Origin of the sequence: Planktothrix serta PCC 8927, from assembly GCF_900010725.2 — a bacterium.
GTDB lineage: Bacteria > Cyanobacteriota > Cyanobacteriia > Cyanobacteriales > Microcoleaceae > Planktothrix > Planktothrix serta.
Genome location: NZ_LR734880.1, coordinates 1 through 24,456, shown reverse-complemented (window position 1 = coordinate 24,456; position 24,456 = coordinate 1). Strand labels below are relative to the sequence as shown.

Below are 24,456 nucleotides of genomic sequence, written 5' to 3'. Positions count from 1 at the left end.
GTTAAACTCTATTATAGAATGATCATTGATTTTACACAATGCTTATGGAATCTATTAAAGGAATTGTCAGAAATGGGGTAATTTATCCCATTCAACCGATATCTTATCCTGATAACTATCCTGTGATTATTACTTTTTTAGAATCAGAAAAACAGGAGCAATTAGTTGATATTTCTTCTGAGGAGTATGAAGCGGGTTGGGATACGTTAGAGTTGGCGTTAAATCAAAATGCTGTAGATACGGGTATCAGAGATTTAGCTCATCAGCATGATCACTATTTGTATGGAAAACAAAAACAAGATGAGTAGTAAATTTAATCAAGTTTTTGTGGATAGCGCAGCTTGGATCGCATTAATTAATACTACGGATGATCTTCATGAACAAGCACAAGAAATAATGGCTAGGCTCCGTCAAAATCAAACTTTTTTAGTGACAACGTAATAATAAAACTGCGTAGGGTGCGTAAGCAACGCGCACGCACCAAATATCTAAAAGTTAAGTTAAAAATATTGATGGGTTTGCGATCGCCCATTTCCCCTATCACTTCAAACCTATGATCCTATTCTTGCTAACAAACGCCGTTTAAGGGCGAGAAAACCTCGCCCCTACATTTTAAGGATGATTGATTATTCTTAACTTTTGGAAATAGAATTTAAAATCGTATCAATTTCTGCCTGAACTTTATCAATTTGTGAACGCAGTTGATCTAAGGATTGTTTTTCAGCTTGCCATTTTTGAGGCATTTCTTGCTGATATCTATTTTGTTTTTCTAATAAATCATTGTAAAATGTCAAATGAAACATTAGAGTTGATATAGCCAAATCAAAACACTCGTCTAACCGTTGCAAAAAGCTACTTTCGATAAATAAAAGGACTGTAATTGAAAATTCATCTAATCGATCTCTTTTAATAACTAAAAAACTATCTTTATAAAAGGAATCCCAACTGGGTTTTGTTGAATTCGCTAAAGAGTTAGAAATAGCTACTTTTGCATTAAAAAATAAATTTAATTTATAATGATAGTGGTTTATTTGAAATAATAAACTATTCTTGTATTTGCTAGGCAAACAACTAACATGAGAGTCTAACTGATTAATTTTAAACACAGAGAAATCTTGACCTAGTAGTTCCAAATTATGATGAATCGCTAGAATAATTTGACGATTTTGATCTATTAATTCTCTTTCTAAACCCTTGATTAAACCATCTTTATCCGATAAGCCTGCCTCTTGTTTGGGTTTACCCGTATTTTTCTCAGTAAACCACTGTCTTTTGAGTTGTGTAACTCGATTTGTCCACGACTGTTTAAGTTCTTTAACAACTTCTATTTTACATTTTTTTCTTAAATTACGAATCCGTACATCTACATTGCTAATTTGTGCGATCTGTTCCCAAATTTCATCCTTGGGGATAGATAAAATTCTGGCTTTACTATTCCAAACTTCCTCAGCATAATCTAAATCCTGATGACAATTTTTTAGTAATTGTTCTAATTTGACAGCAGACTGTCTCATTTCATCCGTACAGAGTTGAATTGATTGACTTAAATCGGTTGCTGACTGTTTTAACTCTAAGGATTGATTATCATTAGAATGGATTAGTGTAATCGCTTGATTAAGAGCAAGAAAGGCTTTGAGAGATTCATTCATCACATTTAATTCCTAGATCAATGTTCTTTCCCATCAGAGACGACTTTGAACAGGTATCACTGATATAATTAATTATACTAACTTCTGACACTCAGGTTAACTTAGTTATGGAATCTCAAGATTTAGCACCTTTGTTAAAGTCTATCGGTGTTGTTTTAGATGTAGCATCTCCCTTTGTAGCTGGTGTTCCTTATCTGGGGACTGTAGTAGTTATCGCAAAAATCGGGGTCAGATTCTATCAAGGTAAGGTAGAATCTGACAATCTTACTCAAGAATTAGACGAGCTAAAAAGAGGCATGGAGAGCTTACAAGAAAAGGCTAGTATATTAGAATCAACAACAGCAACGTTAGGAGTCGGTGTGGCTTTACAGGGAATACTTTCAGCACTAAATTTGCAGCAAAATCGTCAATCAAATTTCAAATTAGATCAAGTTTTATTAGAGCTTCAAACAGGTTTTACAGATTTAAAATCAATTATTAATCATCAAGGAGATGAAATTTTAAAAGCGATCAATCAAGTGGGTCAAGAAATTAAACAAGAAATACACCGCGTTGAGTTTGTTAAGGCTTATGGAATCTTTCAGTCCGTTCATAATAATCAACTGCCATCGGCTTTAATCACACAAAATTCTAAGGATAGAAATGATAAATTAAACTTTATTTGGAATAATTTACAAAATTGTTTAGCTATTTATAACAACAAAGAATTAATTTCTTGTCCTTCGATTTCAGGAAAATTAAAGCGATTAGAATGTGCTTGGGCGATTGAACAAACTTTAGCTTTAGTTGATATTTTAAAAAATGATTTTGATGCTTGTATTTTTCAGTTGAATCACCTAAAAGATAAAATCATCAAAGATTGCATGGAATTAACAGAGTCCTGTCAATCAGAGGAAGAAATTGATTTTATATTTCCTAGAATTAACTATATTATCAATCATGATATAATTTTAATTAATTTCTGGAAAAACAATTTAAAAGTAATACAAAATTTATCGGTTGAGGATCAGGAAAAACTAGCTAGTTTTAATGTAACGGATATTGTTAGTTTAAATCAATCCCAAGAATCTAACGCTTTACAAAAACGCTCCCCATTTGAACTGTATCAAGAATTAAAAGCTCAATCACATTTTGTTGCTTTGAAAGATCAACTTAAATTTATCCTTAAACCAGAATTACGCTCTGAGTATGAATCCTATATTTGTCAAAGAGCGATCGCTCTGGATTTTAAAGGATTAGCCTTAACCAACTGGAAAGAAGTTCCTGATTTAACAGTTGCTAATCTTTATTATTCATTTAAAGTACAAGAATAAAAATAAGCCCTGAACTTAAGTTCGGGCTTAGGGGGAAACCTGTTAAAATCGGTTAAATTGAATCCAATAAAAATTTACAGAGAAACCACTTCAACTTCTACATCTGCTGTTACTTCAGTATGTAACTTAATATGGGCTCTATAGGTTCCTAATTTACTGATACTGGGGAGAGTAATTTCTCTACGATCAACTTCTTGACCAATGGTTTGTTGAATCAATTCTGCTAATTCCTTCTCTGTAACAGTTCCAAAAATTGCGTTTTCTTCCCCAACTTGTTTGGCAATTTTGAACACACCCACCGCTTCTAGGGCTTGTTTCTGAGTTTCAGCTTGTTGTTTCAGTTCCAGTTGGCGTTGACGTTCTTCTTCCCGACGCCGTTCTACCTGTTTGAGAATACCAGGAGTGGCCCGAACTGCGATACTCTGAGGGAGTAAATAGTTACGAGCATAACCCGGGGCGACTTCTACGAGATCCCCATTTTTTCCGAGTTTAGTGACATCCTTCGTCAGAACCACTTGAATACGCTTCGCCATGATCAGTTCCTATATTTTTTTTAACCCAAACACTCTATATTAACGAAATTCGGGTGCGATCGCAAGTCCATGATTAACTTATCCCTGTTTAGGATACTTGTAATTGCGTAGTACAATACAAACTCAGTTGGGTCATGATTCACCCAGGAGGCTGTTATGCAGAGTATTCAGTTCAAAGGACGCATTGGTGAGGATGGAATATTACGGGTAAAAATGCCAGCAGAATTTAAAGATAGAGACTTAGAGGCTATTGTGATCTTTCAAGCTAAGAGTGAAACCCAGAAAGCCAGAAATTGGCAACCTGGGTTTTTTGAGGAGGTAATTGGTGGCTGGGTAGGTGAACCCTTAGTCCGAGAAAATCAAGGACAATATGAAATTAGGGAGAATTTGTTTTGAGTTATTTACTCGATACTAATGTTTGTATTCAACTCCTGAATAATAGTAATCCATCCGTAACTCGTCGATTAGCTTTACAACAGCCAGGGGATATTTATTTGTGTACTGTTGTACAGTTTGAACTTTATTATGGTGCATATAAAAGTAGCCAACCAGAGCGAAATTTAGCAATATTACAGCGTTTTTTTAAACAATTCAATATTTTATCTTTGAATAAAAAAGCAGCTAAAATTGCCGGAGAAATCCGCGCCCAATTAGCAGCTTTAGGTACACCTATTGGCCCCTATGATGTGCAAATTGCGGCGATCGCTTTAGCTAACAAATTAGTTCTAGTCACTCACAATACAGCAGAATTTAGTCGAGTTCCTAACTTGCAAATTGAAGATTGGGAACTTTAATCTCCCTTTAAAATTGATCCTTCATCCCTCGCAAACGGGCAAAAGTTTGAATGGGATCTTGGCTATTCGTCGCAGACTGTAAACTAGGAACATCCCAACGCAAAAAAGGGTTCGTGCGTTTTTCTAAACCGATATTTGAGGGAATGGTGGCTTGATTTTGACTGCGGGCAACCTTGACATTTTGGAAACGATCATGTAACTCTGAATTGTCAGCATCTACCGTTAAGGCAAATTTTAAGTTATTGAGGGTGTATTCGTGGGCACACCAAACTCTAGTGGTTTCAGGTAGGTTGCGAAATTTATTCAGGGAAGTCACCATTTGTTGAGGAGTTCCTTCAAATAAACGACCACACCCCCCTGAAAATAGGGTATCTCCACAGAATAAGTCGCCGGGTTCATCAGCGTGTTGGGGCGGGAAATAATAGGCAATGTGGGCTTTTGTATGACCGGGAACAAACAAGACCGTCCCGACTTGATCCCCAAATTGAACGCGATCGCCCTGTTTTAAAAATATCATTTGACCGGGAATTCTGCCTTGATCTTCTGCTCCTCCATAAATAGTAAGATTGGGATAGTGTTGGATCAGTTGTGTATTTCCCCCAACATGATCGCTGTGATGGTGGGTGTTAAAAATTGCAACTAATTCGGCTCCTAATGTCTGTAAATGTTGTAAAACAGGATAGGCTTCTGCGGGGTCAACAACGGCGGCAATCTTCCGATGGGGATCATACAGTAAAAAAATGTAATTATCAGAGAGGACGGGAATTCGTTCAATTTGCATAAAAAGCAATCTCCTGGGCCGATTTGATCAGGGTTCAGAATAGTTGATGCTCTGCGGGGTCTGAATAGATAGTTTAGCAAATCTTCTCGCAGAATCAGTTAATGATTAAATAACAGAGGTTATTGTTGAGATGCTCTGGACAATTCAAACTCGCTCAAAAATCTCCATTACTCAAGTAACAGATCACATTATCAATTCGGGTCAGTTGAGTCATGGTGACTATTTGAGATTAATGTCTGCTATTTTATCAGATAAAGATATTACTGAGTCTGAACGTAACCAAATTAATCGAGTTTTTGATTATGTCCAAACAGGCCGAATCAAATTCCATGATATTTGATTGTTGCTTCAAACAAATCAAGGGAATAGGGAACAGTTCGCAGGGAGAATCACTCTAATTTAGGATGAGTTCAATCCCCATCCGGCTTTCTTTTTGAAGCCAATTGATCATCAATTCTACAACAACAATTAATGAGGTTAAACCCCCTATGAATTTGCCTGAAATGAATACTCTTTTGTCTGTTCCCACAGGGCCATTACAGATTCCGACACAAGCTGCTATTCCAACAGAACTGGGTGAGTTTGCAATTCGATTGTCCTTGGTGATTCCCACCTATAAAGAAAGTGAAAATGTTAGGGAAATTGTCCAGCAATTAACTCAGTTATTAAATGCTGCAATTCCCAATGAATATGAATTAATTATTGTTGATGATGATAGTCCAGATTTAACGTGGAAAGTCGCGGCGGAATTAATGCCGGAATTTCCCCAATTACGGGTAATGCGCCGTCAAGAAGAACGGGGATTATCAACGGCTGTAATTCGGGGTTGGCAAGTGGCGAGAGGGGAAGTTTTAGGGGTAATTGATGCCGATTTACAACATCCTCCTGAAAGTTTATTACAACTTTTAGCTGAAATAGAACGGGGTGCAGATTTAGCCGTTGGTAGTCGCCATATTGAAGGAGGAGGAGTCAGTGATTGGAGTGTAATTCGGCGGTTTTTATCGAGAGGAGCGCAGGTTTTAGGATTAATTATTTTACCCGGTGTTATTGGTCGGGTTTCCGATCCGATGAGTGGGTATTTTATGGTGAGACGGGAAGCAATTGCTGGAAAAATTCTTGATCCTATTGGCTATAAAATCCTGATTGAAGTGTTAGGTCGGGGTCAAATTCGTTGGGTGGCAGAAGTGGGTTATGTTTTCCAAGAACGCTTAGAAGGGGAAAGCAAAGTGACTGGGAAACAATATATTGAATATTTACAACATTTAGTTAAATTACGGTTAGCCCGATGGCCTATAATGCGGTTTTTGCGGTTTGGAATTGTGGGGTTTAGTGGTGTTTTTGTGGATATGGGAGTGTTTTATCTCTTTTATACTGTTCTGGGTTTCCCTTTAACTCGGAGTGCCATATTCTCCGCAGAAGTGGCGATTATTAATAATTTCCTCTGGAACGATATTTGGACATTTGGAGATATTTCTAGCCATCAAAAAGGGATGGGAAAACGGTTTAAACGATTTTTGAAGTTTAACTTAATTTGTTTGTCAGGGTTGATTTTAAATGTGTTATTAGTGAATCTTTTATTTAATGTGTTTGGGATGAATGCCTATTTAGCGAAGGTAATTGCGATCGCTATTGTGACTTTTTGGAATTTCTGGCTGAATTTAAAATTGAGTTGGCGAGTAACGGAAGTTAAGTAGTGATAGGTTTTGGGTTTATTTTGGGGAAGAAAAGGGAGGATTTTTTAACCCCTGTTTAATTATCCAATTCCCAGCAATATCAAATAATCCTCCTAGGAAACAGGCGATCGCCACTACCATAAATAAACGCAACCAATAAAAGGAAATAAAACCCATTCCTACCCATAAACCTGTTTCTAAGTTCATGTGAATTAGGTAAATACCATAGGATGTATCGCCAATAGGATTTAGCCAAGGTTTCAGACTAGGTAAATAATTGATTATTTGAAATAGGACAAAAAATTGCCCAATTCCTAGGAAAAAATCAGCAGGAATTCTCCAAGCCATTAATGTTTCCTCTGATGCCCAATCACACGCTAATCCTAAAGCCCAAAATATTATTAAAAAACCAAGCCATCGCCGTTTAAAAAGTAAATTTTGACTCCAGTTTAATAATTGATCTGATCCTGAATTTTGTTCTAATAATGCGATCGCTAAAACCATACCTAAGACAAATTCAAATAGCCGAGAGGGAAAAAATGCCCCCCGTAATAATCGATCTGTGATAGTATCACTAACCGGAAGCAGCACAATCAATCCCCGATATAGTAAAGAAATAACCACAGAATTAATTAATAGATTTTGCCATCCCCAGCGTTTCCCCCAGCGAATTAAAAAGGGGAAAATTAAATAAAGTTGAACGATTAATCCCACATACCACCAAGCCCCATTTAAGAAGGTATAAAAGGGCATAATAAAATTTCTCAAAGTCGTTAAACTGGCAAAAATTGCCGCCGCAATTGTTAATCCACCTTGACCCCAAACTTCTTGACCAAAGGGAACCCATTCGGGGTTAATCCAGTATATTAATAAAGCTAAACCATGAGCAATCCAATAGAGGGGAAAAATCCGTAATAATCGTCGTTTCCAAAAGGGAATTAATGCTATAATATTAGGATTATTGGGTATTTTTTGATAACTTTTCCACCAAGATGTTGCTAGTCCAAACCCACTAGCAATTAGGAAAATATGGACTCCCTGTTCTCCCATTAAACAGAAAAAATTTAGTCCTCCTTCCACCAACCCTTTAACACCATTTCCAGTCAAAATCTCCGTGATTTCTGAAAATTTGAGATATCCTTTTGTATAAGCCCAAATGTGATACAGTACAATCTGGAGAATTGCGATCGCTTTGAGGGCGGGTAACAGTTCACTCAAGCGAGTATAGGGTTTAGGGAGAGCAGTTGTTGTCATAAACACATATCAAAGGAATTAATTGACCTATTCTACACCATTAATTTATGATGTCTGACAAAATTAATATTCCTAAAATTAGTCGCTTAAAACAATTAGATGCGTTAAGAGCAATTGCAATTTTTATGGTGATGGGACGCCATAAATTTGTGAGTCGAATTTGGGAACAAGTCGGATGGGTGGGAGTTGAAATATTCTTTATCTTGAGTGGTTTTTTAATTGGGAATGTACTATTTACAGAATATCGTCAAACCGAGAATATTAATTTTAAGAGATTTTTAGTCAGTCGAGGAATTAGGATTTATATTCCATTTTATTTATTCATATTACTGACTGTTATACATGATTTGGTTTTTAATCTTGAATTGAGTTGGAAATCAGTTATTTCAGAACTATTTTTTGTTCAAAATTATGCAAAACCCCTGTGGAATCATACTTGGTATTTAGCAGTTGATCAACATTTTTATGTAATTTTATTACCAATTAGTTTAATTTTAATGCTAAAAATATCTAAAAATAAATCCGACCCCTTTCGTCCTGTAGTTAAACTGTATTTTTTAGTTGCTATTTTGATGCTAATTTTAAGAACGTTAACAGCCGTTTTTCTTCCTTATACCCATCAAACCCATGCTTTCCCCACTCATTTGCGTTTAGATGGCTTAACTTTAGGGGTTTCAATGGCTTACTTGTATAATTTCCATTATCCAAAAGTCATAAATTTTATTAACTCTTATAGAAAAGTTATTTTAATCAGCAGTATTATACTCATTTCACCGTGTTTATTTTTTGAATTAGAAAAAAGTCAGTTTTTGCAATCTTTAGGAATCACAATTATTGAATTTGGTTTTGCTGGATTAATTATTTCTTTGATTGTTTGGGAAACCAATTTTCCGCCTTTAATTGAACAACTTTTTAATCAGATTATTGATATTTTAGCTGTAATTGGGTTAAGTTCCTATTCAATTTACCTATGGCACATGGCAGTTATTCGATGGGGAATTGAAGGATTTTATCGGTTATTTCCCAATACTTCTATTCATTTTGTTGTGGAATTCTGGTTATATTTTGTTGTGAGTATATGTTTAGGATTATTAATAGCTAAATTGGTTGAAAATCCTACGCAAAAATTAAGAAACTGGTTGTATCCACCGAAATCTTAATAAAAAAATTACAGTTCCTAAACCAAAAATAAACATGGATAAGCGATCTAAGATTGCTGAAACCATAAAATTTGAAAGTAATTTATGAATGGATACAGAAAGAAACCCATATATTAGACAAAGTATCAATAAGAAAACCGCATACTTTACAACGGTCTTGCCATAAAAAAAAATAATATTTATATAATTATTGGAATTCGAGAAATTTTGTTTTAGCTGTCTAAAATTTATCCAAACTATCAGAAACCAACCTACATAAAAAATTGACACTGAACCTGTTAAATGTTTGGCATCTAATGACCCCCAATATTTAGGAGTAATTGCTAAGGCTAGCACCCAAGGAATTGCCGTTAAAACTGTTAGTAGATAAGATAACATAGGCTTAAAATGAACTATTAATGATTCTCAAATTTAACCTAAAAATTTAAAAGTCCTGATAGACACGAACAGTAAATTGATCTAAATCCATTGTTCCTTGAAGGATCTGATTATTTTTAAGTTGATATTGAGATTGTAAAATCTTTTCAAGGGTTTCTCGTTCAGTTTCTGTTGTGGGTTCAGACCAAACAGGTTCAGCAGATTCTAACCAGATAATTCTACTATAGGCTGAAGGTTTTGCAATTAAAGATTTTTGTAAAGCCGGAGCCAGTTTAGTGGATTCTTGAGCAAGTAAAAATACAGGATATTCAGGGGATATATAATAGGCTAAACGGTTAACATGACCCCAGGCTTTAGAATTCATGACAATTAATGTGGAAGTGGTCGGTTCTTGGGAAAGAATATCAGAAATCTGGTGAAATATTTGCCGATGTCTTAAACTATAGTCTGCGATACTAATACTTAAATAGATGAAAATTAAACTCGTTGCAATCAGACTATACAACCGTCCTTTTGTCGTGCGTTGAATTAATACTGTGATTAATAATAAACAACCGGGAAGAATAATCATTAAACTTCTACCCCAACCAAAGCCAATTGTAAATTTTTTACCGATAATATCTGCTAATAAAGCCAAAAGCAGAGGAAATAGTCCTAAAATTAAGGCGACTCCTAAGCGTTGATTTTCTCCGGCTTTCCCAAGCCGAATACTTCCTACTGTAAAAATAATAATCCAGAAAATGCCAGCCAAAACTGCAATAAAAACTGGAATACTGGTAATCCAATCTCCCACCAATAATTGCACACCTAAAACATAAGCAACATCTTGTAAATGCTTCAGCATTGTAGTAAAAAAACCAGGAGGCGTACTGAATCGCCCCAAGTCAGCATTTCGCAGTTGTTGACGGGTTCCCCATAACACCCAAGGTACGGTAATCAATACCCCAGTTCCGATGCGTAAGGCGTGTTGCCACCAATGATGTCTATCTAAATATAATACCACAACGGCTAAAGTAATTAACCAATAAATAAATAAGTAAAATGTTAAACATCCCGCCGCTACGGATAGAATTAATACCCCTGTCCAAAATAGTTTTTCTCGGAAATTCAGAGAAGATTTTATTCCCGCTTGTCGGTATTGAGGTTGAATTTTATCAACACCAATTAACTGAATTAAAGCCCAAGCACTTAAAATTGTCCATAGGACTAAAGGGGCATACATCCGCACATTCAGAGAGTGAAAGAAGAAGAAGGGATTTGTTGCTAATAATGCTGCAAATAATAAACCCCCTCGATGTTCTAATAGAGTTCTTCCTAACCCATAACCACAAAAAACACTGAAAATACTCAGTAAAGTATTCAGACTCCGTTGAGCAATTTCACTATTACCAAATAACCGTAGCCAGAGATGCTGACTCAGATAAAATAAAGGCGGATGGGGTTCACCTGAAATCACCCCACGCACAAGACCCATCAAAGTTTTTAAAACATCACTAAAGTTCAACTCTGGTGGTAAATTGAGTAGGGGAGTATAATCAGCTAAAACGACAGGAAGATCCTGGGGAGTGACGTAGGCACTTTTTTGTCCTGTAGACAACAGGAGGGATAATACTTCATCATACCAAAACTCACGGGTTCCGATGTTGATCAGTCTTAAGAGAATTCCTAGAATAATTGTTGCAATCAGTAAATTTTCTAACGATAAATAGGGCGATGAAAAGCCGAGTTTAGGATTTTTAGTCATAAAAAAGGTTGAAAATAAAAAAAATTAAAATAATGTAAAATTTAAAAGGTTGAAAGTCGTAGACAATAAAGATTGACAATTTAAGGGTTATGCTAAACTAAATTAATCCCGATTATCTCAAGGGGTCTTGTCCAAGTTTACCTGAACCGTTAACTGATCCCAAAAAGGGATGAATAAATCATACTATGAAAGTCTCATTAGTTGTTAGTGACTTATCCGGTGGAGGAGCCATCCGTGCTTTTCTACTCGGTCAAGTAATCAGAAAACTCAACTACGAGGTAGAGGTCGTTGGTTTTCAATTTGGACAAGAGCTATATGGGATTCCCCCCCAAGGCATTCCTGTGGTTTCAATTCCAGGTCAGCAGTATCCTCAGTTTGTGAAATCTATCCAAACCTTATTGCCTAAAATTGATGGGGATATTATTTATGCTGTTAAACTGAAACCTTCCAGTTTTGGGGTGTCTTTATTGAAAAAATGGTTCACAGGTCGTCCCCTTTTATTAGATATGGACGATTGGGAATTAAGCTGGTATGGGGGAGATCAATGGAGCTATCAACCCGGTTCATTAAGGCAAGTTTATCGAGATTTGTTCAAACCACAAGGAAAGTTACGCTTTCCTGATGACCCGCTTTATGTTAAGTGGACAGAACGTTGGGTTTCCCTTGCCGATCAAATTACGATTGATACAGAATTTCTTAAACAACGGTTTGGAGGAGTTTATCTTCCCAATGGTAAAGATACCGATCTATTTGATCCTGGTCGATTTGACCCCGATAGCAGTCGTCAGCGCTATGGTTTACAAGGCTATAAAGTTTTGATGTTTCCAGGTGCCCCTCGACCCCATAAAGGTGTAGAGGATGTTTTAATGGCTTTAGATTACTTAAATCAGGACGATTATCGGTTAGTGATTGTCGGGGGCAGTCCCTATGATGACTATGATGATCGACTAATACAACAATGGGGACGTTGGATTATTCAAATCCCTCGCTCCCCCGTTGAAACCATGCCAGAAATTGTCGCAGCGGCTCATGTTGTGGTCGTTCCCCAGCGAGATACCTTAACGGCAAAGGCTCAGTTTCCTCTAAAGTTAACCGATGGAATGGCAATGGGTAAACCCCTGTTATCAACTCGCGTGGGAGATATTCCAGAAATTATCGGTGACACAGGTTATTTAGTTGACCCTGGTTCACCTGAACAAATTGCCGAAACACTTACTAAAATTTTTGATCACTTTGGAGAGGCACAAGCTAAAGGTTGGCAAGCTCGCCAACGATGTATTGAAAACTATAGTATAGATTCAATGGCGATCATTTTAGAGGAGGTTATTAATAAACTGCGTTAGAATTTCAGTTTGGACTCGATGGAATAAAGTACAAAAAACGCCCTGGCTATCAGGCAATAAATTATTAAACGTTAGTATGATTAATCAAAACTATTTAGTCAAATATGCACGGCAATATCCGATTAGGATTATCTTGACAATTCTGTTAGGTTTCTCTGGAGCAATTTTTAGTGGGGTCAGTACCACCTTAATTGTTCCTGTTGTCTTAAATTTACTAGGCCAAGAAATGGAAATGAAGGGTGCTCCGCCCTTAATCCAAAAGATATTAGTACCCTTTGGTGATGTTCCCGAAGTCTATCGCTTGGGATTAATGGCAGGGACAATTTTATTGGCGCTAGTTTTAAAAAATTTAACAACCTATTGGAGCAGCTTAGTTTCCAGTTCTCTCGGTCGCGCCTTAACCTGTGACATGAGAGAAGCTGGATTAAAGTTAATGTTAGATGTGGATTTAGATTTCTATGCAAAAACAAAAGTTGGGGATTTAATTAACCAATTAGGGGGAGAAGTTGCCAGAGCTTCTAGTGCTATTGGTATTTATACGGGAATGTTTACCACATCCATCACCATTTTTGTCTTTGTGATCATTCTCCTATCTATTTCTTGGCAACTGACATTGGCAACAGGCGTCTTGTTATTTATCGTTACTTTATTAAATCAATATATTATTACTAAATCTCGACTATCAGGAAATTTACTATCAAAAGTATCTCGAAATTATTCCATTAAGCAGATGGAAGTCCTGAATGGAATTCGCTTAGTCAAAGCCATGAATAATGAAAAATCCGAATATGAGCAGCTTAAACATTTAATTCGAGAACGAGAAAAGGCAGATTATAAAGCTCAAATGGCAACCGCCGCTATTGCCCCCATCAATGAAGTGGTGAATATGCTGGTGCTATTAGTGCTAATTGTGATCGGAAAATTCTTTTTATCCCAAGATCAAATCACAGCATTATCTACCATTTTACTCACCTATCTATTTATCTTATTCCGCACTTTACCCCTGATTTCTCAGTTGAATAATGCTCGTAGTAACTTAGCTCAACGGGTAGCCGCGATTAACATTATTGGCGAGTTTTTAAGACGGGATAATAAACCGATTATGAAGTCCGGTTCGGTTCCGTTTACAGGACTCCAAGAAGGGATTCATTTTGATCACATTTCTTTTTCCTATCCTGGTCATAACAAACTTGCCCTTGAAGATATTGACCTGTATGTTCCCCGTGGCACAACCTTAGCCTTAGTGGGAGGTTCCGGTGCTGGAAAGTCTACCTTGGCTGATCTTCTGCCTCGATTTTATGATCCAGTCGAGGGTTGTATTCAACTCGATGGTTGTGATTTACGCGATTTTGACTTACAAAACCTGCGAAAATCAATGGGTATCGTTAGTCAAGATACATTCTTGTTTAATGCCTCAGTTCGAGATAATATCGCCTATGCCAGACCCAATGTTACCGATGAAGAAATTATTCTGGCAGCCCAGCAGGCAAATGCTGAGGAATTTATTGTCAATTTACCCGAAGGGTTTATGACCCCCATTGGTGATCGGGGTGTATTACTATCCGGTGGTCAACGTCAACGCATTTCTATTGCTAGAGCCATCTTACAAAATCCCGATATTCTGATTTTAGATGAAGCTACCAGTGCTTTAGATACTGTTTCAGAAAGATTAGTTCAAGAAGCTATTGAAAAACTCAGTCGTGATCGAACAACAATTGTTATTGCCCACCGTTTATCTACAATTCAAACAGCAGATCAAATTGCTGTTTTAGATCAAGGGTGTGTGGCTGAAGTCGGAACTCATGATGAACTATTAGCAAAAGGAGGAAAATATGCTCAACTTTACACCCTACAATTTGCCGATGAAGCTGCGCGAGATCGAGCTATTATTCGCAGTTCCTATGATGTTCGCAGTCGTCTCAACCCTATGATGGGTTTTTTGCAGTTACTTGCAGATGATTTAGTCGATGACCCAGAAGAACGTCAGGAATTGTTGAATGAATCTTACCGCTCGGCTACTTATATTTTAGATAGCTTAGAGTTTATTGAACAAAGTGTAAAAATTCGTCTGAATAGCAAAATCAAAAATGAACGTTAAACCCTTTAGCTTTTCAGCTATTCACGGCTCTAATATTATGTTTTTTCCTGCCAAAAGGTAGGGCTTCTTCTAAACTCTTAATATCTCCCTAATTATGTTATTTAATTCTGTTGAATTTATTTTTTTCTTTCTCCCGATTGTTGTCATCGGCTATGCTTGGATTGGAAAAGTTGGATCAAATCAACTTCAACTCATCTGGTTAGTGATTGCTTCTCTATTCTTTTATGCTTGGTGGCGTCCTCCTTATCTCATTTTACTGATCATATCCATCATATTCAACTATGCGATCGGCAAAGTTTTAAGCAGGGAACAAACAAGACCGACTCGAAAATTTTTCCTATTTTTAGGAATTACCGTTAATCTTCTCCTCTTAGGATATTATAAATATGCTAACTTCTTCGTGGGTACAGTTAATAGTCTAATTGGCAGTTCTTGGACGTTAGACAAAATTATTTTACCCCTGGGGATTTCATTTTTTACATTTCAGCAAATTGCCTATTTAGTAGATGTTTATCGAGAAGAAACGAAAGAACATAATTTTCTAAAATACAGTTTTTTTGTTAGTTTTTTCCCCCTATTAATTGCGGGGCCTATTGTTCATCATCAACAAATTTTACCCCAATTCTCAGAAACTCCGCGTTCCCGTTTTACCGCAGAAAATATTTTTATCGGACTAACTATTTTTTTTATGGGTTTTTTAAAAAAAGTGATTTTTGCTGATGGAATTGCAGCCTATAGTAATCCGATCTTTAATGCAGCCAATCAAGGAATCAGTATAAACTTTATTGAAGCTTGGGTCGGTATTCTCGCTTTTACCTTTCAACTCTATTTTGATTTTTCAGGTTATTCTGATATGGCAATTGGTGGAGCTCGACTATTTGGGATTAAATTTCCCCTCAATTTTAACTCCCCTTATCAATCTGTCAATATCATTGATTTTTGGCGACGGTGGCATATTACGCTATCCAATTTTTTAAAGGACTATCTCTACATTCCTTTGGGGGGAAATCGCAAAGGAGAAGCACAACGCAATCTTAATTTAATGCTCACCATGCTATTAGGAGGATTATGGCATGGTGCTAGTTGGACATTTGTATTATGGGGGGGATTACATGGCTTATATTTAGTGATTAATCAACAATGGCGCAGCTTTCGGAAAAAAGTTTTAGGTCATGTTTTAAATCAACGAAGTGTTTTAGGAGACTGGCTAGGACGAATTTTAATGTTTTTAGCGGTTATTGTGGGTTGGGTATTTTTTAGAGCCGAAAATCTGCAATCAGCTAAAATTTTACTGTCGGGAATGATCGGACTCAATGGTTTATCATTACCCCCATTTTTATCTAAATATCTAAAACCATTACCAGCTTTAGGGATTGAATTTAATGGTTTAATGCCCCATTTTGAAATTAATCCTTGGTATGCTCTGAGTGGGATTACTATTTTATTAGGGATTATTTGGTTTACCCCTAATACTCAAGTTTGGATGGCTCGATATCATCCCACATTAAACGAAGTAGAAACTCAGACCGCCTCACAACAATTGCCTCCTTTCTGGAAACAATTAGAATGGCGACCTAATTTAATTTATGGAATGGGTGTAGGGATATTAATATTTATTGGATTTAAAACGTTTTTTGAAGCTGCTCCGAGCGATTTTCTTTACTTCAAATTTTAAGGAAACTAAAAAATGCGATTCTTTCAATATGGTTTAGGTCTGTTAATCGGTTTTATTTTCGCCACTATTGCATTTACAAGTGCTGTTATCTATCAAATGGGTTCTCCCGTACCCAGTTCTCGTTGGATTTATGAACTCAATCAGCTTAAAACAGGCTATTTAACCTCGATTCAAACCCCTAAAATTATCTTAGTTTCAGGATCAAATACTTTGTATGGTATTAGTTGCCAAACTTTGGAAAAAAAACTGAAACGTCCTTGTGTAAATACCGCCTTGACTCAAGAACTTGGGTTAGATTATATTCTTGATCATGCCCGTCAAATAGCTCAACCTAAAGATACGATTTTACTGCCTTTAGAATATCAGCTTTATATTACTCATGGCACTCCTAGTGAGCTATTATTAGATTATATTATTGCTTATCAACCTAGCTATTTTGAATCGATGAATTTGCTCCAGAAAATCCGTTTAATTATGGGAGTTTCACCTCAACGATTATTTCAAGGTATCCTCGCTAAAGGACAGTCTTTAAGCTCGTTGACATCTTCTTATCAATCTCGAATTACCCCACAAGGAGATAGTTTAGATAATTTAAAAATTACCAATAAAAATGATCCAATTATTAATGGATTTCAACCCTTTAATTTACAGGAATATCAGATTAGTAGCTATAGCAGGGAACAATTAAGTCAGTTTATTGTCTGGTGTCGTGACCATCAAATTAATTTAATCTCAACTTGGCCAAGTACCGTTGATTTCTCAGAATATCAAGATCCCAAAACTCAAGAATTTTTCCAAAGTATAAAACATTTTTATACTCAAGCAAAAGTTCCAGTATTAGGAACTCCTGAAGATTTTATGTATAATAAGTTCTTGTTCTATAATTCTGTCTATCATTTGAATGATCAAGGCAGACAACAACGAACCCAAAAAATAATTACCTTAATAGAACCCTATTTAAAATAAAATCAGTTATAATTAGGACACTTAATTTTAATTCATTGCTGATTTTTATTTTAATTTCAGGGAAAGTCAACACATCTCTTAATGCTATAGATATCTCCCATGAGGAAAAACTAAAATGAGTCAAAAAGTGATAGGCATGATGACTAGCTATCCCAACTTAACTCAATGTGATTGGCTTTGGCAACAAACACCTGAACATTTTGGGAAGTGGGGAAATATTAGAATTCAAGCAAATGCGCCTGAACCGGATTTTCTGTTAATGTATCAGTTTGAATTTCATCGCATTTTTTGGAAAAAATATTCCCGGCGACAACGCCTCACAAGCTGGCTGAAACAAGAACCCCTACAACCCGATATTCGAGAACAATTTAGGGGAGTTCCTCAAGATCGAATTATTTATTTATGTCGAGAACCTTCTTTAGTAGAATATCGAGAAAAAAATAATTATAATTATGAAGCAGCTAAACAGTATTGTGGTTATGTTTCTGGCCCTGATCCAGAAGCTCCTATCCCCGATTATATGCCTGCTATTTGGTATCATAGTAACTCTTTTCGAGAATTAAATGAAATGGAACCTCCGGCTAAAATTAAGCCCTGTTCATGGATTACATCAGGGGTTGATCGTAGTCAAAATCATCTGGATCGATTAAACTTTTTAAAGCTTTTACAAGAACGTGAAATTAACGTTGATTGTTATGGGAGAAATTTGCCTTCTTGGTGCAAGAATTGGGGACAAATAGGGAACAAATGGCAAGCGATGGCTCCTTACTATTATAATCTGGCAATTGAAAACTATGCCGGAAATGATTTATATGTCACGGAAAAATTGTGGGATGCTTTATTAGCGTGGTGTTTACCCATTTATTATGGAGGAGGAGGGGCGGATAAATTATTACCGCCAGGGAGTTTTATTCGACTTCCCAGTTGGGATGAAAAAGGGATCGAATTTATTCAAGAAGTCACAGCTTCAACGGATTATTGGTATCAAGCAAAAGATGCGATCGCCGAAGCTCGACAGATTATTTTACATAAGTTAAATCTTCTCAACTGGCTTTCGGAATTTGTTGCTAAATAAACAAAAATAATCAGAATTAAGGCATTCATTGAGGATATTTTTATGACTCGCGGGATTTATATTACTGCTAACGATAAATTCACAGATCAGGCGATCGCTTTACTCAATAGTATCCGAACTTACGATGGCGAGACGAGCGTTGTTCTAATTCCTTATGATAATTCTTATCAAAAAATTGCTGCTCGTCTAAAACAGGATTATGGAGTACAAGTCTATGAAGATTTAGAATTTATTGAACGACTATCTATCAAACTTCAACAGATTTTCGGAGAAAAATTCTTTGCTCGTCCCAATCAATTTCGCAAGCAAGCTTGCTGGTTTGGGCCGTTTGATGAATTCTTATATATTGACACTGATATTGTTGTTTTTGAAAAAATAATTGACAATCTTAATTATTTTTCAAAGTATGATTTTCTCTGTTGTGACTATCAACACGCTGGCGGATTAACTAACGTTTTTACACCTGAAATTTACAATGTATTTAGCCCAGAAGAATTAAAAGGTATGTTTAATGGGGGCTGGTGGGCTTCTAAGAAAAACCTAATTTCAGAACAGGATTTATATGAAACCTTTGCTGAATGTGCCGCCCACCCAGAATATTTTGATTTTTCCCAAAAAACCTCAGACCAACCGATCATTAATTATATGATTTTAAAGCGGATTAAACAGCGATTTAATCTGGTTTTAGGAGAAAATAAAGGGCCAGGAAATTGGGCCGGAAGCCAACATTTTCAACGGGATGGATATCGTTTAATTGACACAAACGTTAATCAACCCCTGCAATACCTCCATTGGGCTGGAATTCGCATTCAACCCGGATGTCCCTATTGGGATATTTGGGAATATTATCGATATTTACATGAACCAAAGCCCGACATTTTCCCGTCCTCTCAACCCGTTCAAAATCCTGTTCAAAAATTTATTAAAAAACTCAAAAACAAATTTTAATCAGGGTTCTAAAAACCCCTGAATTTCTTGCCAAATTTCACCTAAAACATTATCCAAACTATGATCACTATTCAGTTCAATTAATTTTACCCAAGGTCTTGTTGCTGCATAGTTTCGGCTGGCTTGGATGGGGATAACTTCATCCTGAATTCCATGTATAATTAATGTCGGAATTTGACGCTGTAACTGTTGATCAGGGTATTGATATAAATCTTCTAAAAATTGATAATGCAAGGGTAAATTCTGTTTTTCTGCATAATGATAAACAGATAAATATCCTTCAGATTGCCATTGTTTTAATTTTTCAGGGCCTAATTTGAGCAACCATTCTGATGAAAAATTAAAAGCGGGAGCTAGTAAAATTAACCGATCAATGGGAAACTTTTTTTCAGCCAACCAAGCCGCTGTTAATCCCCCAAAACTTGACCCGATCACCACAACCGGAGAAGCATTTGGAGAAAATTCGGTTTCAATTTGTTGGAGTTGTCGAGTTAAGGTTAAATGGGAAAAATCTCCTTGATTCAAATTAGGAATGTTTAAATTAATCTGAAGGGATGCAAAGCGATCGCGCAAATATTGAGCTTTTGTTGAAGAAGGGCTTGATGCAAACCCATGTAAATAAATGTACGTTGTCGTTTTCATCATTGCATCCCTATCAGTTATAACTTAATTTCTGATCCTATCCTGTAGAATTTTAGCCAGTTTTTCCCAAAAATCTTAGCGATCACGGCGAGGATTTTGACGCCGTTCTTGCATCAAGTTAGCGAGTTGACTGCGTTGTTCCGGTGTTAAAACGGCTCGCATTTTCAACATCATATCAAACTGAAGTTCTCCCATTTGTTCCTTTAAAACCATCAGCTGATCATGCTTCTGACGGAGTTCGGTTTCCGAAGCATTTCCAGCCATTAACCCATTTAATTCCTCTTGAGTTTGACGCATTTGTTGTTGTTGTGGACGCATTTTCTCCTGATGCTCCTGACGAATAGCTTGGAGTTGCTGTTGTTGTTCAGGGGTAGGATTCAGTGCATTCATGAGTTGGCCTGAACGCTGATTCATCCGAGGTTGATTCGGTGTAGCTTGAGCGATTACTTCAGCCATAACAGGAGTTGAAGCGGTAAACACAACGGCCATTGAAAGCCCAAAAACTGCCACAACAGTACGGGAAATTTGATCACGGAGTAACATAAAAGTACCTGGGAAAGTTATCTCTGATTTTAATCGGTTCTTCAGTTAATGACTGATTTGCCACTAAAAAGTTCAAGGTTAAGCTAGAAATTGCTATTAAGAGGTAAACTTTCTAGGGTTAGGCGTACACCTGTACCCCTAGAATTTCTGTTTAAGTTAGCTAATTGTTAGGATATAGGCTTCGTGAAGTTGAAGATTAGGAATTGTTAACCGCACCACTTCATTACTGACGGCAATATTATCCTGTCTTACTGTAACTAATTGTTTAATCACTTGTTCTCCAGAATCAGGAATTCTTTCCACTTTTAACGTTAAATTTCCACTGGTATTGGGTAATTTCAGTTGTTGTAAATTTTTCAGGATTAATGTTACTCCTGCGGTGGGTGCAGAAAATGCTTGTTCAAAATAACCGAACAAAACCTGAGCCTTTTGTTCACTATTAGAACGACTCGCTAGGGCAACAATTTTAGGGTTACCGGGTTGACTGGTAACTCGTGAACTAAACCCATCTGCATAAGCTTTATATACCCACCAAGCGGCTCTGGGTAAAGATTGATCGGGTGTTACTAAACCATCTAAACTATTATTAAAGCAATTGTTAGTTCCACTGCCTGGATTTAACGGCTCCCAACAGGCTTTTGCCGCCCCATCCGCCCGTCCTAATTCTGTATAATAAAGGAAGCCTAAATTTTCCGCCGGACGATATTGAGCCGTAGGGCCAATAATTTCATTGACATAAATTTTCTGAATTTTTAAACTTTGGTAGTTAGGGTTTTGTTGTAAACTGCGACGGGCATTATTAATATGGGCAGCAATTGAAGTAATATCTTGATCATTGAGTTCATGCCAAGATAAAAAATTAACTTCTAAATTATTATTTTTGCAATAATTTAAAAATGCGATCAGAAAGTTTTGATCATATTTGGCAATACTGGGGCCACCAATCATCACATTAGGGCCTAATTCTTGACGTAATACTTGGTAAGCTCGTTTATAGGTTTCAAAAAATTGTTCTCTTGTGCCTTTCCAAAAGGGATCTCTTAAGTCGGGTTCGTTCCAAACATCCCATAATATAACTTTATCTTTGTGTTGTCGGGCAATTTGTCGAACGTGTTCTTCCCATTTAGCATAATTATCATAGGGCCATCCTCTGGGAGCACCATAGCCCCAGGTATCACTTAAAATTAATTGAAATTGTGCACCCAATCCAATGACTCGTGGATACAAATCTAATTGTGAGGTACGCCACAATTTAGGTTGTAAGGGCTTAATCATATTATCGGGGGGTTGGGTGGCATTTTTACCATATAAAAACCCACTAGCGGAACTGATTCCAGTTCTTTGCGCCGCAAAATCAATCGTAATATTATTTTGTTGTTGTCCGAAAACTTGAAATTGTCCTAGCCCTAAAATACTCAATAAGGTCAATAGACTAATGAAAACAGGGATAATTTTTTTGAGTTTGAATTGAAAGGGTCTAAATCTTAGATGCGCTGAATTTAATAGGTTTAATATCATGATAAATTTGTCAATGAAATGATCGATTCAGTTATCAGTTTTTAGTTTTTAGTGCATAACTCTTACACTGATAACTGATAACTGATAACTGATAACTGATTACGCTGATTCTGGTTTTGGTAAAGAAGAGGGATGTAATAATAATTCTGCTGTTGATCGTTTTTCTACCATTTCCCGCGTCACCCGACAGCGTTTGACATCTTTACGCGAGGGAATTTCATACATGACATCTAACATTAATTCTTCGACAATTCCGCGTAGTGCTCTTGCGCCTGTTTTGCGACGATAGGCTTCTTGAGCGATCGCTAGAATGGCATCCTCATCAAATTCTAACTGGACATTATCCATCCGTAATAGTTTTTGATATTGTTTCACTAACGCATTGCGGGGCTCAGTTAAAATAGCCACCAAGGTAGCTTCATCTAAGGGTTCTAAGACCGCTATCATCGGAATCCGACCGATCAATTCAGGAATTAAGCCAAATTTGACCAAATCATCCGGTTCCATCTGTTTGAGAGCATCAACGGTGCGTTTATCTTTCGGTTGACCTTCTCCCGGCTGAACAAAACCCATTGACTTTTTGCCGATTCTCTGATCTACCAATTTATCTAACCCGACAAAAGCCCCCCCACAAACGAATAGAATATTACTGGTATCGATTTGAATACAATCTTGATAGGGATGTTTGCGTCCGCCTTGGGGTGGGACATTAGCAATCGTGCCCTCTAACATTTTCAGTAAAGCTTGTTGTACCCCTTCTCCCGATACATCGCGGGTGATGGAAGGATTTTCACTTTTGCGGGCAATTTTATCAATTTCATCAATATAAACAATACCCCGTTGCGCTTCTTCGACATCAAAATCGGAAACCTGTAACAACCGCAACAGAATATTTTCCACATCTTCCCCCACATAGCCCGCTTCCGTTAAAGTGGTGGCATCAGCGACCGCAAAGGGAACATCCAGCATTTTAGCCAAGGTTTCCGCCAATAGAGTTTTCCCGCATCCGGTGGGGCCAATTAACAGAATATTGGATTTTTGTAACTCGACATTATCTTCTGTGGGTCGTCCTGTGCCTTTGGTTTGCAAAAATCCCAATCGCTTGTAATGGTTATAAACAGCAACCGAGAGAACTTTTTTTGCCTCATCTTGACCAATAACGTGTAAGTCCAGATAGGATTTAATTTCTCTCGGTTTAGGGATTTGATTTAAAGCCACTCGTCCAGTTCGTTGACGACGTTGGGGGGGTGGGGCTGCTTGGGGACGAGAGGACGGAGAGGGTGGAGTGGTGGAACTATTGTCAAATAACTCCTCATCCAAAATTTCATTACAGAGTTCAACGCATTCATCGCAGATATAGACTCCTGGCCCTGCAATTAACTTGCGAACTTGCTCCTGGGATTTGCCACAGAAAGAACATTTTAGATGGGAGTCGTATTTAGACATAGTTGCCTCATCTTAGGTTGCGGGAACAGACTCTCCGGGAATCGGAAGACTTTGGGTGCTGGAGATCACCTTATCTATTAGACCATATTCTTTCGCATCTTCGGCAGACATATAAAAGTCCCGTTCGGTATCATCTTGAATTCGTTCAATGGGTTGACCTGTATGTTCGGCCAGTAACTCATTGAGAATCCGTTTATGATACAGAATTTCTTTGGCTTGGATTTCAATGTCTACCGCCTGTCCTTGTGCTCCCCCAAGGGGTTGATGAATCATAATTCGAGAACTGGGCAGAGACATCCGTTTACCAGGGGTTCCTGCTGATAACAGAAATGCTCCCATACTCGCGGCTAATCCATAACAGATGGTAACGATATCCGGGCGGATTTGCTGCATGGTATCAAGAATCGCCATCCCGGCGGTGACAGAACCTCCCGGAGAGTTAATGTAAACTTGGATATCTTTTTCTGGGTCTTCAGCTTCCAAGAACAACATCTGGGCTGTGAGGGCATTGGCCACATCATCATCAATGGGTGTTCCCAGAAAAATAATCCGTTCTCTCAGCAGACGGGAATAAAGGTCAAAAGCCCGTTCCCCCATACCCGACTGCTCGATCACAATGGGTACGATATTACTTGGAGACAGCGTTTCCAAATGCGTATCGCTTGTGAACCCGTAATGGGAATAGTTATGAATTCGGTATCGGGAAGACTCAGAAAATATCATTGCTTTTTTTCTAAACCTTGATTGTTTTCGGGGATCAAAAGAAGATTCATGTTTGATCTTATATTATGCCTTAACTTGAGGTATCAGGTGTCAGGTGTCAGGTGTCAGTAGGGGCAGGGAAACCCACATTAGTGTCAACTTAAGCCAAAAACTGGTGATTATAGCCCAGATTAGATCCCCCTAAATCCCCCTTAAAAAGG

Annotated in this window: 24 protein-coding genes; 14 read left to right on the top strand and 10 right to left on the bottom strand. The window is 37.2% G+C overall.

Translation table 11 applies throughout. The annotated features are described in order from the left end of the window. Positions 1–44 precede the first annotated feature (44 nt). Entirely contained in the window at positions 45–308 is a 264-nt protein-coding gene (locus PL8927_RS22480) for a hypothetical protein (protein WP_083625698.1), read from the top strand. Further along, positions 301–441, top strand: a complete 141-nt coding sequence (locus tag PL8927_RS22475) for a hypothetical protein (protein ID WP_156093292.1) — start codon at positions 301–303, stop codon at positions 439–441. Before PL8927_RS22480 ends, PL8927_RS22475 begins: the two co-directional genes overlap by 8 nt. 191 nt (positions 442–632) lie before the next feature. Here PL8927_RS22475 and PL8927_RS22470 read toward each other — a convergent pair whose 3' ends face one another. Further along, positions 633–1,649 (bottom strand): hypothetical protein, encoded by a 1,017-nt coding sequence (locus PL8927_RS22470; protein WP_083625697.1) that lies wholly within the window; start codon positions 1,647–1,649, stop codon positions 633–635. Between the two features lie 107 nt (positions 1,650–1,756). Between PL8927_RS22470 and PL8927_RS22465 the strand changes: the two genes are divergently transcribed. Then, entirely contained in the window at positions 1,757–2,962 is a 1,206-nt protein-coding gene (locus PL8927_RS22465; RefSeq protein WP_083625696.1) for a hypothetical protein, read from the top strand. 74 nt (positions 2,963–3,036) lie between these two features. Here PL8927_RS22465 and rplI read toward each other — a convergent pair whose 3' ends face one another. Continuing rightward, a complete protein-coding gene (gene rplI / locus PL8927_RS22460) occupies positions 3,037–3,495 on the bottom strand; it encodes a 50S ribosomal protein L9 (protein WP_083625695.1) in 459 nt (152 codons plus the stop codon). Positions 3,496–3,651: 156 nt separating this feature from the next. Here rplI and PL8927_RS22455 point away from each other — a divergent pair, with 156 nt between their 5' ends. Both PL8927_RS22455 and vapC read left to right on the top strand, forming a co-directional pair. Beyond that, the gene (locus tag PL8927_RS22455) at positions 3,652–3,891 is read left to right on the top strand and encodes a hypothetical protein (protein WP_083625694.1); all 240 of its coding nucleotides are present in this window, start codon (positions 3,652–3,654) and stop codon (positions 3,889–3,891) included. Next, positions 3,888–4,289 (top strand): type II toxin-antitoxin system tRNA(fMet)-specific endonuclease VapC, encoded by a 402-nt coding sequence (gene vapC, locus PL8927_RS22450; protein WP_083625693.1) that lies wholly within the window; start codon positions 3,888–3,890, stop codon positions 4,287–4,289. Before PL8927_RS22455 ends, vapC begins: the two co-directional genes overlap by 4 nt. A 7-nt stretch (positions 4,290–4,296) precedes the next feature. Here the strand turns inward: vapC and gloB are convergent, their stop codons facing one another. Further along, positions 4,297–5,070, bottom strand: coding sequence for a hydroxyacylglutathione hydrolase (gene gloB, locus PL8927_RS22445; protein WP_083625692.1), 774 nt, complete (start codon positions 5,068–5,070; stop codon positions 4,297–4,299). A 130-nt stretch (positions 5,071–5,200) separates the two neighbouring features. Here gloB and PL8927_RS22440 point away from each other — a divergent pair, with 130 nt between their 5' ends. Together PL8927_RS22440 and PL8927_RS22435 are read left to right on the top strand one after the other, a co-directional pair. Next, a complete protein-coding gene (locus tag PL8927_RS22440; RefSeq protein WP_083625691.1) occupies positions 5,201–5,410 on the top strand; it encodes a hypothetical protein in 210 nt (69 codons plus the stop codon). Positions 5,411–5,558: 148 nt separating this feature from the next. Next, a complete protein-coding gene (locus PL8927_RS22435) occupies positions 5,559–6,764 on the top strand; it encodes a glycosyltransferase (protein WP_083625690.1) in 1,206 nt (401 codons plus the stop codon). 15 nt (positions 6,765–6,779) lie between these two features. Here PL8927_RS22435 and PL8927_RS22430 read toward each other — a convergent pair whose 3' ends face one another. Next, complete coding sequence (locus tag PL8927_RS22430) at positions 6,780–7,997, bottom strand: acyltransferase family protein (RefSeq protein ID WP_083625689.1); 1,218 nt, start codon at positions 7,995–7,997, stop codon at positions 6,780–6,782. 50 nt (positions 7,998–8,047) lie between these two features. Between PL8927_RS22430 and PL8927_RS22425 the strand changes: the two genes are divergently transcribed. Next, entirely contained in the window at positions 8,048–9,157 is a 1,110-nt protein-coding gene (locus PL8927_RS22425; protein ID WP_197047516.1) for an acyltransferase family protein, read from the top strand. Positions 9,158–9,581: 424 nt separating this feature from the next. Here the strand turns inward: PL8927_RS22425 and PL8927_RS22420 are convergent, their stop codons facing one another. Beyond that, positions 9,582–11,279: a glycosyltransferase family 39 protein gene (locus PL8927_RS22420; RefSeq protein WP_083625686.1), complete on the bottom strand. Its 1,698-nt coding sequence runs from the start codon at positions 11,277–11,279 to the stop codon at positions 9,582–9,584. 185 nt (positions 11,280–11,464) lie between these two features. On the opposite strand from PL8927_RS22420, the gene PL8927_RS22415 reads away from it, so the two are divergent. The 6 genes from PL8927_RS22415 to PL8927_RS22390 all read left to right on the top strand — a co-directional run bounded on the left by PL8927_RS22415 (position 11,465) and on the right by PL8927_RS22390 (position 19,384). Continuing rightward, a complete protein-coding gene (locus PL8927_RS22415) occupies positions 11,465–12,622 on the top strand; it encodes a glycosyltransferase family 4 protein (protein WP_083625685.1) in 1,158 nt (385 codons plus the stop codon). A 76-nt stretch (positions 12,623–12,698) separates the two neighbouring features. Further along, positions 12,699–14,720, top strand: a complete 2,022-nt coding sequence (locus tag PL8927_RS22410; protein ID WP_083625684.1) for an ABC transporter ATP-binding protein — start codon at positions 12,699–12,701, stop codon at positions 14,718–14,720. 94 nt (positions 14,721–14,814) lie between these two features. Continuing rightward, positions 14,815–16,395 (top strand): MBOAT family O-acyltransferase, encoded by a 1,581-nt coding sequence (locus PL8927_RS22405; RefSeq protein ID WP_083625683.1) that lies wholly within the window; start codon positions 14,815–14,817, stop codon positions 16,393–16,395. Positions 16,396–16,407: 12 nt separating this feature from the next. After that, positions 16,408–17,361 carry a hypothetical protein gene (locus tag PL8927_RS22400; RefSeq protein WP_083625682.1) on the top strand — a complete coding sequence of 318 codons (954 nt, stop codon included), beginning with the start codon at positions 16,408–16,410 and terminating at the stop codon, positions 17,359–17,361. A gap of 115 nt (positions 17,362–17,476) precedes the next feature. Further along, a complete protein-coding gene (locus PL8927_RS22395; RefSeq protein WP_083625681.1) occupies positions 17,477–18,436 on the top strand; it encodes a glycosyltransferase family 10 domain-containing protein in 960 nt (319 codons plus the stop codon). A gap of 42 nt (positions 18,437–18,478) precedes the next feature. Beyond that, positions 18,479–19,384 carry an Npun_R2821/Npun_R2822 family protein gene (locus PL8927_RS22390; RefSeq protein WP_083625680.1) on the top strand — a complete coding sequence of 302 codons (906 nt, stop codon included), beginning with the start codon at positions 18,479–18,481 and terminating at the stop codon, positions 19,382–19,384. Here the strand turns inward: PL8927_RS22390 and PL8927_RS22385 are convergent, their stop codons facing one another. The 5 genes from PL8927_RS22385 to clpP form a co-directional block, all read right to left on the bottom strand. Beyond that, complete coding sequence (locus PL8927_RS22385) at positions 19,385–20,026, bottom strand: YqiA/YcfP family alpha/beta fold hydrolase (RefSeq protein WP_156093291.1); 642 nt, start codon at positions 20,024–20,026, stop codon at positions 19,385–19,387. 75 nt (positions 20,027–20,101) lie between these two features. Further along, positions 20,102–20,569, bottom strand: coding sequence for a Spy/CpxP family protein refolding chaperone (locus tag PL8927_RS22380; protein ID WP_083625678.1), 468 nt, complete (start codon positions 20,567–20,569; stop codon positions 20,102–20,104). 156 nt (positions 20,570–20,725) lie between these two features. Next, entirely contained in the window at positions 20,726–21,997 is a 1,272-nt protein-coding gene (locus tag PL8927_RS22375) for a GH39 family glycosyl hydrolase (RefSeq protein ID WP_231506117.1), read from the bottom strand. 189 nt (positions 21,998–22,186) lie between these two features. After that, on the bottom strand, positions 22,187–23,533 hold the full coding sequence (gene clpX / locus PL8927_RS22370; protein WP_083625676.1) for an ATP-dependent protease ATP-binding subunit ClpX: 1,347 nt from the start codon (positions 23,531–23,533) through the stop codon (positions 22,187–22,189). 12 nt (positions 23,534–23,545) lie between these two features. Beyond that, entirely contained in the window at positions 23,546–24,256 is a 711-nt protein-coding gene (gene clpP / locus PL8927_RS22365) for an ATP-dependent Clp endopeptidase proteolytic subunit ClpP (protein ID WP_083625675.1), read from the bottom strand. Positions 24,257–24,456 lie beyond the last annotated feature (200 nt).

Coding starts and splice junctions, on each gene's coding strand:
- PL8927_RS22455 (WP_083625694.1), top strand. CDS start 3,652: ATGCAGAGTATTCAGTTCAAAGGACGCATTGGTGAGGATGGAATATTA.
- PL8927_RS22400 (WP_083625682.1), top strand. CDS start 16,408: ATGCGATTCTTTCAATATGGTTTAGGTCTGTTAATCGGTTTTATTTTC.
- PL8927_RS22420 (WP_083625686.1), bottom strand. CDS start 11,279: ATGACTAAAAATCCTAAACTCGGCTTTTCATCGCCCTATTTATCGTTA.
- PL8927_RS22480 (WP_083625698.1), top strand. CDS start 45: ATGGAATCTATTAAAGGAATTGTCAGAAATGGGGTAATTTATCCCATT.
- PL8927_RS22475 (WP_156093292.1), top strand. CDS start 301: ATGAGTAGTAAATTTAATCAAGTTTTTGTGGATAGCGCAGCTTGGATC.
- PL8927_RS22380 (WP_083625678.1), bottom strand. CDS start 20,569: ATGTTACTCCGTGATCAAATTTCCCGTACTGTTGTGGCAGTTTTTGGG.
- PL8927_RS22440 (WP_083625691.1), top strand. CDS start 5,201: ATGCTCTGGACAATTCAAACTCGCTCAAAAATCTCCATTACTCAAGTA.
- rplI (WP_083625695.1), bottom strand. CDS start 3,495: ATGGCGAAGCGTATTCAAGTGGTTCTGACGAAGGATGTCACTAAACTC.
- PL8927_RS22410 (WP_083625684.1), top strand. CDS start 12,699: ATGATTAATCAAAACTATTTAGTCAAATATGCACGGCAATATCCGATT.
- clpX (WP_083625676.1), bottom strand. CDS start 23,533: ATGTCTAAATACGACTCCCATCTAAAATGTTCTTTCTGTGGCAAATCC.
- clpP (WP_083625675.1), bottom strand. CDS start 24,256: ATGATATTTTCTGAGTCTTCCCGATACCGAATTCATAACTATTCCCAT.
- gloB (WP_083625692.1), bottom strand. CDS start 5,070: ATGCAAATTGAACGAATTCCCGTCCTCTCTGATAATTACATTTTTTTA.
- PL8927_RS22465 (WP_083625696.1), top strand. CDS start 1,757: ATGGAATCTCAAGATTTAGCACCTTTGTTAAAGTCTATCGGTGTTGTT.
- PL8927_RS22415 (WP_083625685.1), top strand. CDS start 11,465: ATGAAAGTCTCATTAGTTGTTAGTGACTTATCCGGTGGAGGAGCCATC.
- PL8927_RS22390 (WP_083625680.1), top strand. CDS start 18,479: ATGACTCGCGGGATTTATATTACTGCTAACGATAAATTCACAGATCAG.
- PL8927_RS22430 (WP_083625689.1), bottom strand. CDS start 7,997: ATGACAACAACTGCTCTCCCTAAACCCTATACTCGCTTGAGTGAACTG.
- PL8927_RS22395 (WP_083625681.1), top strand. CDS start 17,477: ATGAGTCAAAAAGTGATAGGCATGATGACTAGCTATCCCAACTTAACT.
- PL8927_RS22405 (WP_083625683.1), top strand. CDS start 14,815: ATGTTATTTAATTCTGTTGAATTTATTTTTTTCTTTCTCCCGATTGTT.
- PL8927_RS22470 (WP_083625697.1), bottom strand. CDS start 1,649: ATGAATGAATCTCTCAAAGCCTTTCTTGCTCTTAATCAAGCGATTACA.
- PL8927_RS22435 (WP_083625690.1), top strand. CDS start 5,559: ATGAATTTGCCTGAAATGAATACTCTTTTGTCTGTTCCCACAGGGCCA.
- PL8927_RS22425 (WP_197047516.1), top strand. CDS start 8,048: ATGTCTGACAAAATTAATATTCCTAAAATTAGTCGCTTAAAACAATTA.
- PL8927_RS22385 (WP_156093291.1), bottom strand. CDS start 20,026: ATGAAAACGACAACGTACATTTATTTACATGGGTTTGCATCAAGCCCT.